Source organism: Streptomyces sp. NPDC004134, from assembly GCF_042874195.1.
GTDB lineage: Bacteria > Actinomycetota > Actinomycetes > Streptomycetales > Streptomycetaceae > Streptomyces.
This window is the reverse complement of record NZ_JBIAMS010000023.1, coordinates 1-13,183: the sequence shown is the minus strand read 5'-3', so window position 1 is coordinate 13,183 and position 13,183 is coordinate 1. Positions and strand designations below refer to the sequence as shown.

14 protein-coding genes are annotated in these 13,183 nt (G+C 72.7%); 10 read left to right on the top strand and 4 right to left on the bottom strand.

Annotated elements, in window-relative coordinates:
* Nucleotides 1–93: 93 nt before the first annotated feature.
* The 6 genes from ACFYVJ_RS25685 (at nucleotide 94) to ACFYVJ_RS25660 (ending at nucleotide 6,672) form a co-directional block, all read left to right on the top strand.
* Complete coding sequence (locus ACFYVJ_RS25685) at nucleotides 94–1,101, top strand: ABC transporter ATP-binding protein (RefSeq protein WP_388895815.1); 1,008 nt, start codon at nucleotides 94–96, stop codon at nucleotides 1,099–1,101.
* Nucleotides 1,098–1,868: an ABC transporter ATP-binding protein gene (locus ACFYVJ_RS25680; RefSeq protein ID WP_388895810.1), complete on the top strand. Its 771-nt coding sequence runs from the start codon at nucleotides 1,098–1,100 to the stop codon at nucleotides 1,866–1,868. The genes ACFYVJ_RS25685 and ACFYVJ_RS25680 overlap by 4 nt, the downstream gene beginning before the upstream one ends.
* Before the next feature lie 175 nt (nucleotides 1,869–2,043).
* Nucleotides 2,044–4,605, top strand: a complete 2,562-nt coding sequence (locus ACFYVJ_RS25675; RefSeq protein WP_388895807.1) for a DUF4118 domain-containing protein — start codon at nucleotides 2,044–2,046, stop codon at nucleotides 4,603–4,605.
* A gap of 122 nt (nucleotides 4,606–4,727) precedes the next feature.
* On the top strand, nucleotides 4,728–5,411 hold the full coding sequence (locus ACFYVJ_RS25670; RefSeq protein WP_125937538.1) for a response regulator: 684 nt from the start codon (nucleotides 4,728–4,730) through the stop codon (nucleotides 5,409–5,411).
* 32 nt (nucleotides 5,412–5,443) lie between these two features.
* A complete protein-coding gene (locus ACFYVJ_RS25665; protein ID WP_388895804.1) occupies nucleotides 5,444–5,848 on the top strand; it encodes an OB-fold nucleic acid binding domain-containing protein in 405 nt (134 codons plus the stop codon).
* Entirely contained in the window at nucleotides 5,845–6,672 is an 828-nt protein-coding gene (locus tag ACFYVJ_RS25660; RefSeq protein WP_388895801.1) for a DUF3159 domain-containing protein, read from the top strand. Before ACFYVJ_RS25665 ends, ACFYVJ_RS25660 begins: the two co-directional genes overlap by 4 nt.
* A 63-nt stretch (nucleotides 6,673–6,735) precedes the next feature.
* Here ACFYVJ_RS25660 and ACFYVJ_RS25655 read toward each other — a convergent pair whose 3' ends face one another.
* A complete protein-coding gene (locus ACFYVJ_RS25655) occupies nucleotides 6,736–7,404 on the bottom strand; it encodes a TrkA family potassium uptake protein (RefSeq protein ID WP_101421037.1) in 669 nt (222 codons plus the stop codon).
* A gap of 64 nt (nucleotides 7,405–7,468) precedes the next feature.
* Nucleotides 7,469–8,140: a TrkA family potassium uptake protein gene (locus ACFYVJ_RS25650; RefSeq protein WP_101421036.1), complete on the bottom strand. Its 672-nt coding sequence runs from the start codon at nucleotides 8,138–8,140 to the stop codon at nucleotides 7,469–7,471.
* A gap of 192 nt (nucleotides 8,141–8,332) precedes the next feature.
* Between ACFYVJ_RS25650 and ACFYVJ_RS25645 the strand changes: the two genes are divergently transcribed.
* Nucleotides 8,333–9,691: a class I SAM-dependent RNA methyltransferase gene (locus ACFYVJ_RS25645; protein ID WP_388895797.1), complete on the top strand. Its 1,359-nt coding sequence runs from the start codon at nucleotides 8,333–8,335 to the stop codon at nucleotides 9,689–9,691.
* 260 nt (nucleotides 9,692–9,951) lie between these two features.
* Here ACFYVJ_RS25645 and ACFYVJ_RS25640 read toward each other — a convergent pair whose 3' ends face one another.
* Complete coding sequence (locus ACFYVJ_RS25640; RefSeq protein ID WP_388895794.1) at nucleotides 9,952–10,119, bottom strand: hypothetical protein; 168 nt, start codon at nucleotides 10,117–10,119, stop codon at nucleotides 9,952–9,954.
* Nucleotides 10,120–10,176: 57 nt separating this feature from the next.
* On the opposite strand from ACFYVJ_RS25640, the gene ACFYVJ_RS25635 reads away from it, so the two are divergent.
* Together ACFYVJ_RS25635 and ACFYVJ_RS25630 are read left to right on the top strand one after the other, a co-directional pair.
* On the top strand, nucleotides 10,177–10,839 hold the full coding sequence (locus ACFYVJ_RS25635; protein WP_388895791.1) for a helix-turn-helix domain-containing protein: 663 nt from the start codon (nucleotides 10,177–10,179) through the stop codon (nucleotides 10,837–10,839).
* Entirely contained in the window at nucleotides 10,779–11,438 is a 660-nt protein-coding gene (locus tag ACFYVJ_RS25630) for a transposase (protein WP_388895788.1), read from the top strand. Before ACFYVJ_RS25635 ends, ACFYVJ_RS25630 begins: the two co-directional genes overlap by 61 nt.
* Before the next feature lie 31 nt (nucleotides 11,439–11,469).
* Here ACFYVJ_RS25630 and ACFYVJ_RS25625 read toward each other — a convergent pair whose 3' ends face one another.
* Nucleotides 11,470–12,414, bottom strand: coding sequence for an SMP-30/gluconolactonase/LRE family protein (locus tag ACFYVJ_RS25625; protein WP_388895785.1), 945 nt, complete (start codon nucleotides 12,412–12,414; stop codon nucleotides 11,470–11,472).
* Nucleotides 12,415–12,520: 106 nt separating this feature from the next.
* Between ACFYVJ_RS25625 and ACFYVJ_RS25620 the strand changes: the two genes are divergently transcribed.
* Nucleotides 12,521–12,973, top strand: a complete 453-nt coding sequence (locus tag ACFYVJ_RS25620; protein WP_388895782.1) for an Lrp/AsnC family transcriptional regulator — start codon at nucleotides 12,521–12,523, stop codon at nucleotides 12,971–12,973.
* The last annotated feature ends 210 nt before the right edge of the window (nucleotides 12,974–13,183 follow it).

The window sequence follows — 13,183 nt, the reverse complement described above, 5'->3', positions numbered from 1 at the left end:
CGCCGCACCCGTACGACCGCGGGCCCCGCGCGCCGCGTCCCCCGCCCGTACCGCACACCCCCGCCCGCCCCGGACCCGTCCCAGGAGGTCCGCGTGACCGCACCCCGCACCCCGGCCCAGGACCCGCCCCCCGGCCTCGCCGAGCTGGAGGCCGCCGCCCGGGCCGCGCCCGCCGCCGAGGGCGGCGGGGACGGGGGACCCGTCGTCGACTGCGACAACCTCGTCCGCATCTTCCACACCGAAGGCGTCGAGGTGCAGGCACTCCAGGGCCTCGATCTCGCCGTCGCAGAAGGCGAGATGACCGCCCTCGTCGGCGCCTCGGGATCCGGCAAGTCCACCCTCCTCGGCATCCTCTCCGGCCTCGACGTGCCCACCGCGGGCCGCGCCCGCGTCGCCGGGCACGACCTGCTCGCCATGGGCCGCCGCGAGCGGCTGGCGTACCGGCGCCGCACCGTCGGCTTCGTCTGGCAGCAGACCGCCCGCAACCTGCTGCCGTACCTGACCGCCCAGGAGAACGTCGCGCTCCCGATGGCGTACGCCCGCGTCCCCCGCCGCGAGCGCCCCGCCAGGGCCGCCGCGCTCCTCGACGCCCTCGGCGTCGCCGACTGCGCGCACCGCCGCCCCGGCGAGCTGTCCGGCGGCGAGCAGCAGCGCGTCGCCGTGGCCGTCGCCGCCGCCAACCGGCCGCGGGTGCTGCTGGCGGACGAGCCGACCGGGGAGCTGGACACCGCGAGCGGCGAGCAGGTCTTCGCCGCGCTGCGCCGCGCCAACGAGGAGCTGGCCACCACCGTCCTCGTCGTCACGCACGACCCGCTGGTCTCCAGCCAGGTCCGCCGCACGGTGCAGATCCGCGACGGCCGCACCGCCGCCGAGACGCTGCGGGACGAGGAGCTGACGGCCGCGGAGTACGCCGTGCTCGACCGCGTCGGCAGGCTGCAGCTCCCGCGCGAGTACGTCGAGCGGTACGGTCTGCGACGACGGGTCCGGCTGACCGCGGAGCGGGACCACGTCGGGGTGTGGCGGGCCGGTGGGGAGCCGGCCGCGCCGGAAGGACAGGGCGAGCCGCCCGGCGGGCGGCGCGACGAGGGGGAGGACGCATGAGCGAGGACACCGGCAGAGAAGGCACGGCGGTACGGGAACGGGCGGCGGCCGGCGCGGAGGCGATGGTCCTCGTCGAGGACCTGCACCGCACGTACGGCAGCGGCGCCACCGCCGTGCACGCCCTGCGCGGGGTGTCGCTGCGGGTGCCGCGCGGCGAGCTGGTCGCGCTGAAGGGCCGCTCGGGCTCCGGCAAGACGACGCTGCTGAACCTCGTCGCCGGGCTCGACGTCGCCGACTCCGGCCGGATCGAGCTGGACGGCGTGGCGCTGTCCGGGCTCGGCGAGGCGGAGCTGCTGGAGCTGCGGCGGGACCGCATCGGGCTGGTCTTCCAGTCGTTCGGGCTGATCCCGATCCTGTCCGCGGCGGAGAACGTCGGGGTGCCGATGCGGCTGCGCAAGGTGCCGCCGCGGGAGCGCGAGGAACGGGTGGAGCTGCTGCTCGCGCTGGTCGGGCTCGCGGACCACGCCGCGCAGCGGCCGGGGGAGCTGTCCGGCGGGCAGCAGCAGCGGGTGGCGATCGCCCGGGCGCTGGCGAACCGGCCGGCGCTGATCATCGCGGACGAGCCGACCGGGCAGTTGGACGCCGAGACGGGGCACGCGGTGATGGAGCTGCTGCGGGCGGTGGTGCGCAGCGAGGACGTCACGGCGCTGGTGGCCACGCACGACGCGGCGCTGCTTGACCTGGCGGACCGGGTCCTGGAGCTGCGCGACGGGACGATCACGGACCACTCGGAGGCGGGCACGGCCGAGGAGCCGCCGGCCCCCTGACCCGTACGAGCGCGGCAGCCGCCACCCGTACGCCCCACAGCCCCCGCGGAGCCCCCGGCCCCCGTCAGAGATGCGTCAAGGTCAGGCCCCCGGCCCTCGCCGGGCGCGCCGGACCGCCCGCGCGGTCGTACGCTCGACGGTGCGACACGCACGAAAGCGGACGGACAATCGACTCATGACACGGGGCAAGCTGCGGATCTACCTGGGCGCGGCGCCGGGCGTCGGCAAGACCTACGCGATGCTCTCCGAGGCGCACCGCCGGCTGGAGCGCGGCACCGACGTGGTCGTGGGCTTCGTCGAGCACCACGACCGGCCGCGCACCGAGGTGCTGCTGCACGGCCTGGAGCAGATACCGCGCCGCGAGCTGGACTACCGCGGGACGCGGTTCACCGAGATGGACGTGGACGCCGTCCTCGCCCGCCGGCCCGCCGTGGCGCTCGTCGACGAGATGGCGCACACCAACGTCCCCGGCTCCCGCAACGACAAGCGCTGGCAGGACATCAAGGAACTGCTGAGCGCCGGCATCGACGTCATATCGACCGTCAACATCCAGCACCTGGAGTCGCTGGGGGACGTCGTGGAGAACATCACCGGCGTACGGCAGCGGGAGACCGTGCCGGACGCCGTGGTCCGCAAGGCCGACCAGATCGAGCTTGTCGACATGTCGCCCGAGGCCCTCCGTCGCCGCATGGCCCACGGCAACATCTACGACCCCGGCAAGATCGACGCCGCGCTGTCCAACTACTTCCGCCCCGGCAACCTCACCGCCCTGCGCGAGCTGGCGCTGCTCTGGGTCGCCGACCGCGTCGACGACTACCTGCGCGAGTACCGCAGCGAGCACCACATCCGCGACACCTGGCAAGCCCGCGAGCGCATCGTCGTCGGCCTCACCGGCGGCCCCGAGGGCCGCACCCTCATCCGCCGCGGCGCCCGGCTGGCGACCAAGGGCGCGGGCGGCGAGATCATGGCCGTCTACATCTCCCACAGCGACGGCCTGACCCCCCTGAACACCGCCCCACCCGAGGAGCTGGCCGTCCAGCGCACCCTCGTCGAGGACCTGGGCGGTACGTTCCACCACGTCATCGGCGACGACGTGCCGGACGCCCTGCTGGAGTTCGCCCGCGGCGTCAACGCCACCCAGATCGTGCTGGGCTCCAGCCGCCGCAAGGCGTGGCAGTACGCCTTCGGCCCCGGCGTCGGCGCCACCGTCGCCCGCGAGTCCGGGCCCGACCTCGACGTGCACATCGTCACCCACGGCGAGGTCGCCAAGGGCCGCGGGCTGCCGATGGCCCGCGGCGCCGGCCTCGGCCGCGGCCGTATCGTCGCCGGCTGGCTCGTCGGATTGGTCGGGCCCGTGCTGCTCACGGCGGTGATGCTCAGGCTCGACCGGACCCTGGGGCTGGCCAACGAGGTGCTGCTGTTCCTCTTCGCCACCGTGCTGGCGGCCCTCCTCGGCGGCACGCTGCCGGCGCTGGCATCCGCCGGGGCCGGCTCGCTGCTGCTGAACTACTACTTCACCCCGCCCGTGGAGACCTTCACCATCGCCGACGCGCGCAACATCGTCGCCCTCGTCGTCTTCTTCGCGGTCGCCGTCGCGGTGGCGTCCGTCGTCGACCTCGCCGCGCGCCGCACCTCCCAGGCCGCCCGGCTGCGTGCCGAGTCGGAGGTGATGTCGCTGCTCGCGGGCAGCGTGCTGCGCGGCGAGGGGTCGCTCGAATCGCTCCTCGACCGGGTGCGCGAGACGTTCGGCATGGAGTCCGTGTCGCTCTTCGAGCGGCAGCGCGGCGAGGACGGCTGGACCTGCGTCGGCCGCGTCGGCGCCAGCGCCGGCGCCCCCGCGGGCCCGGACGACGCCGACGCCGACATGCCCGTGGGCGACGACATGGCGCTGGCGCTCACCGGCCGCAAGCTGCCCGCCGCCGACCGCCGGGTGCTCGGCGCGTTCGCCGCCCAGGCGGCCGTCGTACTGGAGCGGCAGCGGCTGGCCGCCGAGGCCGTGGAGGCCCGCAAGCTGGCCGAGGGCAACCGCATCCGCACCGCGCTGCTCGCCGCCGTCAGCCACGACCTGCGCACCCCGCTCGCCGCCATCAAGGCCGCCGTCACCTCGCTGCGCTCCGACGACGTCGCCTGGTCCGAGGAGGACGAGGCCGAGCTGCTGGCGGCCATCGAGGAGGGCGCCGACCGGCTCGACGCCCTCGTCGGCAACCTGCTCGACATGTCCCGCCTGCAGACCGGCACCGTCACCCCGCTGCTGCGCGAGGTCGACCTCGACGAGGTGGTGCCCAAGGCGCTGGCCGGGGTGCCCGAGGGGAGCGTCACGCTGGGGATCCCCGAGACCCTGCCGATGGTCGCCGTCGACGCCGGGCTGCTGGAGCGCTCGGTGGCGAACGTGGTCGAGAACGCGGTCAAGTACAGCCCGGCCGGCACCCCCGTCCTGGTCCAGGCGAGCGCGCTGGGCGACCGGGTCGAGCTGCGCGTGGTCGACCGCGGCCCCGGGGTCCCCGACAGCGGCAAGGACCGGATCTTCGAGCCCTTCCAGCGCTACGGGGACGCCCCCCGCGGCGCCGGCGTGGGCCTCGGGCTCGCGGTCGCCCGCGGCTTCGCCGAGGCGCTGGGCGGCACCCTCGTCGCCGAGGACACCCCCGGCGGCGGGCTGACGATGGTGCTCACGCTGCGGGCGGCCCCCGGCCGCGGCGCCCCCGCCCCCGCCGAGCTGCCGGCCCAGGCGACGACGTGACGCCCGCCGCCCCGTACGCGCCCACAGCCCCGTACGCGTCCGCCGCCACCCCGGCGGCGCCGGTGCGCGTCCCGTCTCCGTATCCGTATCCGCATCCTCCGAATGGACGAAAGGCAGCCGCCATGCACCGGGTGCTCGTGGTCGACGACGAGCCGCAGATCGTGCGCGCGCTCGTCATCAACCTCAAGGCGCGCAAGTACGAGGTCGACGCCGCCCAGGACGGCGCCACCGCCCTCAAGCTCGCCGCCGACCGCCACCCCGACGTGATCGTCCTGGACCTCGGCCTGCCCGACATGGACGGCGTCGACGTCATCCGCGGCATCCGCGGCTGGACCCGGGTGCCGATCCTGGTGCTCTCCGCCCGGCACAGCTCGGACGAGAAGGTCGAGGCCCTCGACGCGGGCGCGGACGACTACGTGACCAAGCCCTTCGGCATGGACGAGCTGCTGGCCCGGCTGCGCGCCGCCGTCCGCCGCGCCGAGCCGTCGGCGCCCGCCGGGGACCAGGCCGTCGTCACCACGGACGCCTTCACCGTCGACCTCGCGGCCAAGAAGGTCCACCGCGACGGCGCCGACGTCCGCCTCACGCCCACCGAGTGGCACCTGCTCGAAGTGCTGGTACGCAACGCCGGCCGGCTGGTCAGCCAGAAGCAGCTCCTCAAGGAGGTCTGGGGGCCCTCGTACGGCACGGAGACCAACTACCTGCGGGTCTACATGGCCCAGCTCCGCCGCAAGCTGGAGGCCGACCCGGCGCACCCGCGCCACTTCGTCACCGAGCCGGGCATGGGCTACCGCTTCGAGCAGTGAAACGGACCGCCCCGTGCGGGTACCCTGCGGGCATGGACCCCGCCCGCAGCGCCGACCGACCCGCCGGCCCGTTCCGCCGGCTGCTGGGCCGTATCACCGGCGCCGCGGAGCCCCCGGCGGAGGACGTCCTGCCGCCCGACGAGGAGCCCGCCGACGTCACGCCGATCCGGCAGTGCCACGACCGCGCCGTCGTCACCGTCACCGGCAGTCTCCGTACCGTCACGCTCCAGCCGCGCGCCGGCGTCCCCGCGCTGCAGGCGGAGCTCTTCGACGGCACGGACTCGCTCGACCTGGTCTGGCTCGGCCGCCGCGCCATCACCGGCATCGAGCCGGGCCGCAGCCTGACCGCCACGGGCCGGATCGCCATGAGCCGCGGGCGGCGGGTGCTCTTCAACCCCAAGTACGAACTGCGACCCCTCGGACAGGAGCAGCGGTGACGTCATTCCAGAAGCCGGCCGACGAGCGCGCCGGCGGCACCGGCGCGACCGGCGGCCCGCCCGGGACCGCACCCGCACCGGCGCCCTCCGCCGAGGACGGCGCCGCCCGCACCGCCTCCGACGTACCGGAGGGCGACTCGCACGCCGTCACCCAGGCCGCCATGGCCGAGGCGTTCGGCGGCATCCGCGGCATGGTGGAGACCACGGTCCCCGGGCTCGTCTTCGTGCTCGTCTACACCATCGGCTCGGACATCAAGCCCTCCGCGATCGCCGCGCTCGGCGTCTCGGTGCTGCTCGGCCTCTCCCGGCTGATCACCGGCGGCACCTTCAAGCACGCCTTCAGCGGCGTCTTCGGCGTGGCCATCGGCGTCGCCTTCGCGAACATGACGGGCAACGCCAAGGACTTCTACCTCCCGGGACTGCTCTACGGCCTCGGGCTGGCGCTCGCGTACATCCTCAGCACCCTCGCGGGCCTGCCGCTGATCGGCGTGATCCTGGGCCCGCTGTTCCGCGAGAACCTGTCGTGGCGCACCCGCAACCCCGGCCGCAAGAAGGCGTACGCCAAGGCGAGCTGGGCCTGGGGCCTGATCTTCCTCGCCAAGTCCGCGATCCTCTTCCCGCTCTACTTCTGGGCCGACCCCAAGGAGTTCGGCTGGGTGATCGTGGCGCTGAAGATCCCGCCGCTGCTGCTCGCGGTCACGCTCACCTACATCTTCCTCAAGCAGGCGCCGCCGCCGATCGACGTGATCGCGGAGGCGGAAGCGGAGGAGAAGGCGCAGGCGGAACGGGAGAAGAGCGACCGGCCGGCGGCCGAGCGCGACTAGCGCGCCGCCGCCGGGTCAGCCTTCGCGGCGACCGCCGGGTCAGCCTTCGCGGCGACCGCCGGGTCAGCCTTCGCGGCGTACCGAAAGCAGCTCCTCCAACTGCTCCTCGCGCGCCTGCGCGGCCACGAACAGCAGTTCGTCGCCCGCCTCCAGGGTGTCGTCGGGCTTCGGGGTGAGGACCGTGCTGCCGCGGATGATCGTCACCAGCGTGGTGTCCGCGGGCCAGTCGACGTCGCCGACGGAGGTGCCCGTGAGGGCCGACTCCTCCGGCAGGGTCAGCTCGACGAGGTTCGCGTCGCCGTGGCTGAAGCGCAGCAGCCGCACCAGGTCGCCGACGCTGACGGCCTCCTCCACCAGGGCGGACATCAGCCGCGGCGTGGAGACGGCGACGTCCACGCCCCATGCCTCGGTGAAGAGCCACTCGTTGCGCGGGTTGTTGACCCGGGCGACCACGCGCGGCACGCCGTACTCGGTCTTGGCGAGCAGCGAGACGACGAGGTTGACCTTGTCGTCGCCGGTGGCGGCGATCACCACGTGGCAGCGCTGGAGCGCGGCCTCGTCCAGCGAGGCGATCTCGCAGGCGTCGGCGAGCAGCCACTCCGCCCGCGGCACCCGCTCGACCGCGATGGCGGTGGGGGTCTTGTCGATGAGCAGGACCTCGTGCCCGTTGTCCAGCAGCTCGCCCGCGATGGAGCGGCCCACCGCACCGGCACCTGCGATCGCGACTCTCACAGCGCTGCTCCGTTCACTTCCCCGCGCGCCTCAGCGTGCGGCCGGGCGGCCGCGAGTGCGTCGCTCACCGTCGGTCCTCCGTCTCCGGGCCCTTCGCGCAGGCCGCCTCGACCTGCTCCACCTCGTCGGTACGCATGATCACATGCACCAGGTCCCCGTCCTGCAGCACCGTCTTCGCGGTGGGCAGCACGGCCTCGCCCTGCCGGGTGAGGAAGGCGACCCGTACGCCCGTCTCCTCCTGCAACTCCGCCACCCGGCGCCCGATCCACGACGCCGAGGTGTGCACCTCCGCCAGCTCCACCCGGCCGCTCGGGTCCCGCCACAGCGGCTCCGCGCCCGAGGGCAGCAGCCGGCGCAGCATCTGGTCCGCGGTCCAGCGGACGGTGGCGACGGTGGGGATGCCGAGCCGCTGGTAGACCTCGGCGCGGCGGGGGTCGTAGATCCGCGCGGCGACGTTCTCGACGCCGAACATCTCGCGGGCGACGCGGGCGGCGATGATGTTCGAGTTGTCGCCGGAGCTGACCGCGGCGAAGGCCCCGGCCTCCTCGATGCCGGCGTCCTTCAGGGTGTCCTGGTCGAAGCCGATGCCGGTGATGCGGCGCCCGCCGAAGCCGGGGCCGAGGCGGCGGAAGGCGGTGGGGTCGCGGTCGATCACCGACACCGTGTGCCCCTGCTGCTCCAGCGTGCGCGCCAGGGTGGAGCCCACCCGGCCGCACCCCATGATCACGATGTGCACGCGGCGTCCCTTCGCCCTGTCTGGCTTTTCTGTTCAAGCTACACACCCTCTGGGCCGGGGAGCACCCCGGGTGGCGCCGGTAGACGGGTGGGGCTGGTGGGACTGCGGGTGGGGCGCGGTCCCGCGGGCCGCCTAGACTGGCGCGCGCCCCGTCCGCCCGTACCACCGCCCCGTTCCCCAGGAGTCCGCCCCGTGCCCGAAGAAGAGCAGGCCCACGCCACGTCCCCGAGCATGGTGGGGGAGGAGTACGAGGTCGAGGTCGGCCCGGTGGCGCACGGCGGGCACTGCGTGGCCCGTACGGCCGAGGGCCAGGTGCTCTTCGTACGCCACACGCTGCCCGGCGAACGGGTCGTGGCCCGGGTCACCGAGGGACGCGCCGGCGCACGCTTCCTGCGCGCGGACGCGGTCCGGGTGCTGGAGCCGGCGAAGGACCGCATCGAGGCGCCGTGCCCCTACGCCGGCCCGGGCAAGTGCGGCGGCTGCGACTTCCAGCACGTCGCCCCGGGCGCGCAGCGCCGGCTGAAGGCCGACGTACTCGCCGAGCAACTGACCCGGCTCGCGGGGCTCACCGCCGAGGACGCGGGCTGGGACGGCACGGTGGAGCCGGTGCCGGGCGACAAGGTGCCGAAGGGCGAGGTGCCGGCCTGGCGTACCCGGGTGCAGTACGCGATCGACCCCGGCGGCCGCGCGGGCCTGCGCAAGCACCGCTCGCACGAGGTACAGCCCGTCGACCGCTGCCTGATCGCCGCTCCCGAGGTGGAGGAACTGGGCGTGGAGAGCCGCGAGTGGCCGCAACTGGCGACGGTCGAGGCCATCGCCGCGACCGGCTCCGGCGACCGCCAGGTCGTCCTCACCCCCCGCCCGGGCGGCCGGCTCCCCCTGGTCGAACTGGACCGCCCCGTCTCCGTACTCCGCGCGGAAGACCCCCGCACCCCGGGCACCCCCGCCGCGATCCACCGCGTCCACGGCCGCGACTTCGTCCGCGAACGCGCCGCGGGGCGCACCTGGCGCGTCGGCGCGGGCGGCTTCTGGCAGGTCCACCCGCGGGCCGCGGACCTGCTCGTCGAGACGGTGATGACGGGCCTGATGCCGAAGAAGGGCGACATGGCCCTCGACCTCTACTGCGGGGTCGGCCTCTTCGCCGGCGCCCTCGCCGAACGCGTCGGCCCGAAGGGCGCGGTCCTCGGCATCGAGTCCGGCAAACGCGCCGCCGCGGACGCCCGCCACAACCTGGCCGACCTCGACCGCGTCCGCATCGAACAGGGCAAGGTCGACCGCGTCCTCCCCCGCACGGGCATCACGGAAGCGGACCTCGTGGTCCTGGACCCGCCCCGCACCGGCGCCGGCCGCCAGGTGATCACCCAGATCACCGCCCTCCACCCCCGCCGCATCGCCTACGTCGCCTGCGACCCGGCAGCCCTGGCCCGAGACCTCTCCTACTTCACCGCCGCGGGCTACACCCCAAAATGGACCCGGGCTTTCGACCTCTTCCCCGTGACCCACCACATGGAGTGCGTGGCAGTGCTGGTGAGGGCCGAGAAGGCTGTCTGACCTGCGGTTTTCGTGATGTGCATGATGTGCGTTGTGTGCGGTATGGGCGATATCTTGACGCTGAAATGACGCTCTCCGAGGTATCTTGACGCTCATTTGACGCTCGTTGATCTTGCTCCGAATGCACCGATGAACTGGGCAGACAGCGTTCCCGGCGCCCCGTCAGCCTGTCCATTGCTGTGCTGTCGAGCGCTTAGTGGTCGGCTCCGGAAGTCCTTCGGGGTTGACTTCGAGGCCGGGGTCGTGGCCGGCATCCGGTATCAGGTGTCCGGGGCGGCGAGGCGGAGGCTGCAGGCACAGTCGAGGGTCTCTGCGGGGCTGCCGACGAGTGAGCCGGTGGGCAGGACGGTGTTCTCGTAGGTGTCGCTGCTGGTGAGGTAGAGGGCGAAGCCCCACGTGGCGGCGGTGCCGGTGTAGCGCAGCCGCACCAGGTTGATCTGTTCGCCGTCGGCGAGCTGGCCCGCTACGTATGCGAAGGCGCCGTGATGGCGGACGTGGAGCCGGGCCAGAGCTGCGGCCAGGCGGTGCGGGCGTGGTCGCCCAGACGCTGGTCGAGCGAGAGCCTGGTGTGTTCCGAGGGCGTGGTGGGCGTCCCGGCCCGCCTGATCGCCCTGACCGCCTCCGAGCGTGAGCGGCTCAAGAATGTGGCCTACGGCCACAAGACCGAGTACCGGCTGCGGGCTCGGGCACAGGTGGTCCTGCACGCGGCCGGGGGACGCTCCAACGCGCGTATTGCCCGGGAGACCGGCCTGCATCTGGACACGGTGCGCAGGTGGCGGGGCCGGTTCGCCGAGCAGCGCATGGCCGGGCTCGCCGACCGTCGACGCTCCGGCCGGCCGCCGGCCTTCACCGCGCTGCAGATAGCCGAAGTCAAGGCGCTGGCCTGCCGGTTACCCGCCGAGACCGGGGTTCCGCTGTCGCGCTGGTCGTGCCCGGAACTGGCCCGCGAGACGGTGGCCCGGGGCATCGCCACCTTCGTGTCGGCCTCCACCGTGCGCCGCTGGCTGGACCGGGATGCGCTCAAGCCCTGGCAGCACCGCTCCCGGATCTTCATCACCGACCCCGACTTCCGCGTCAAGCCCAGTGCGTGCTGGACCTGTACGCCCGCACCTGGCTGGGTCAGCCACTCGGCGAGGACGAGTACGTGATCGGCGCGGACGAGAAGACCTCCATCCAGGCCCGCTGCCGCTGCCACCCCACCCTCGCCCCCGGCCCGGCCAGAGCGATGCGCGTGAACCACACCTACGAGCGCGGCGGCGCCCTGGCCTACCTGGCCGCCTACGACGTCCACACCGCCAGGGTGTCCGGCCGCACCGAGCCATGCACCGGCATCGAGCCGTTCATGAGCCTGGTCGCCCAGGTCATGACCCAGGAGCCCTACGCCAGCGCCAGACGGGTGTTCTGGATCGTCGACAACGGCTCCTCCCACCGCGGCAAGAGGGCCGCCGACCGGCTGGCCGCCGCGTTCCCGAACGCCGTCATGGTCCACACCCCTATTCACGCCTCCTGGCTGAACCAGGTGGAGATCTACTTCTCCGTCGTCCAGCGCAAGGTCGTCTCACCCAACGACTTCACCGACCTCACCGAGGTCGGGAACCGGCTCCGAGCCTTCGAAGACCGCTACAACGCCACGGCAGGACCGTTCCGGTGGAAGTTCACCACCTCCGACCTGGACGATCTGGTGGCCAGGCTCGACCGGCACACCACCGATCACCCAGAAGAATCCTGGCTCCGCCTCGCCGCGTGATCAACCCCCGAACGACTTCCGGAGCCGCCGCTCAGAGCCAGGGCCGGCGGCCCGGTCCGGTCGGGTGCGTGCCTGTGACACCCATGACCACCGAGTAGAGGCTGGTCTCTGCGGCAATGAAGAGACGGTTGCGCTTGGCGCCGCCCCAGGAGATGTTGGCAACCGCCTCGGGGACGTTGAGACGCCCGATCAGCGTGCCGTCGGGGTCGTAGCAGTGCACTCCGTCGCCCATCGCGGCGGCCCAGAGCCGACCGGCGTCGTCGAAGCGGAGATTGTCGAAGCGGGCGGCCTTGCGGGCCTCCGCTTCAGCGAAGACTCTGCCCTCGGACAGTATGCCGTCCTCGTGTACGTCGAAGACCCGGATGAAGCCTGCTCGGGTGTCGGAGACGAACAGTTGCTGCTCATCGTGTGAGAAGACCAGGCCGTTCGGGGCGCCGAAGCAGTCGGCGACCAGCCGCACTTCGCCGGTGGCCGGATCGATGCGGTAGACGTTGTTGGAGCCGATCTCACTCAGCGCACGATAGCCCTCGTAGTCGCTGGTGATGCCGAAGTCCGGGTCGGAGAACCAGATCGAACCGTCGGACTTGACGGCCGCGTCGTTCGGACTGTTCAGGCGCTTGCCCTTCCACCGATCCGCCAACACGGTGATGGTGCCGTCGTGTTCGGTTCGGGTCACTCGACGGTTGCCCTGCTCGCAGGTGATCAGCCGGCCCTGACGGTCGAGGGTGTTGCCGTTCGTGTGCCCGGCGGAACGGCGGAAGACGCTGACGGCGCCGGTCTCTTCGTCCCAGCGCAGCATCCGGTCGTTGGGGATGTCGCTCCAGACCACTTGCCGCCAGGCAGGCAGGTAGATCGGCCCCTCGGCCCAGCGGCAGCCGGTGTACAGGACCTCCAATGCCTCGTCGCCGTTCGTGCACCGTCCGGTACGGAACCGGTCGTCGAGCATCTCGTACAGCTCGGGGCGCTCGCTGGTCATGATGCCTTCCCCTCCCGTAGGCGTCACTTGCTGAACCAGATTTGCCTCACAGCTAAGATTGCAGGATGAGGTATTGCCAACACAAGGATATTCCGAATGGAGAGTTATGGATCACATCGATCGTGTCCTGCTGACGCAGCTCCAGCAGGACGCCACCCAGTCCTACGCTGCGCTGGGACAGGCCGCCGGCCTCTCGGCCGGCGCCGCCCACGAACGTGTGCGCAAGTTGCGAGAGCGCGGCGTAATCCGGCGCACCACCGTCGAGACGGACCCGGCCGCGCTGGGCGGCGCCGTCCTGGCCTATGTGATGGTCGACTCGACTTCCTGGATGGGTGATGCGGCACAGGACTTCGCCGAGCTCCCCGAAATCCTGGAGGCGCACATCATCGCTGGCAGCGCCTCGGTGCTGGTGAAGGTCAGGACCGCATCCACCGAGCAACTGCAGGATGTGTTGCGCCGGATCTACGCCATCGACGGGGTCAGCGGGACGCAGGCCACGGTGGTCCTCGAGACCTTCTTCGAGCGGCCGCTCTCCCCGCGGACTCCCGAGCAGACGTGATCGAGCACTTCATCGGACGCTCTCCTGTCCCGCGACCCCCAACATCTGACGCAGCGACATGCACGGTCGCCTCTTCGGCGTCAACCCCCGAGGGACTTCCGGCCCCGACCACTACTGAGATTCAAAGCGTGGTGTCGTGCGGGCTGACGTCTCGTGATCCCTGCGGTATGCCGGATGTGTGAGGTATCCACAGGGTGGCGGGCTTACCGA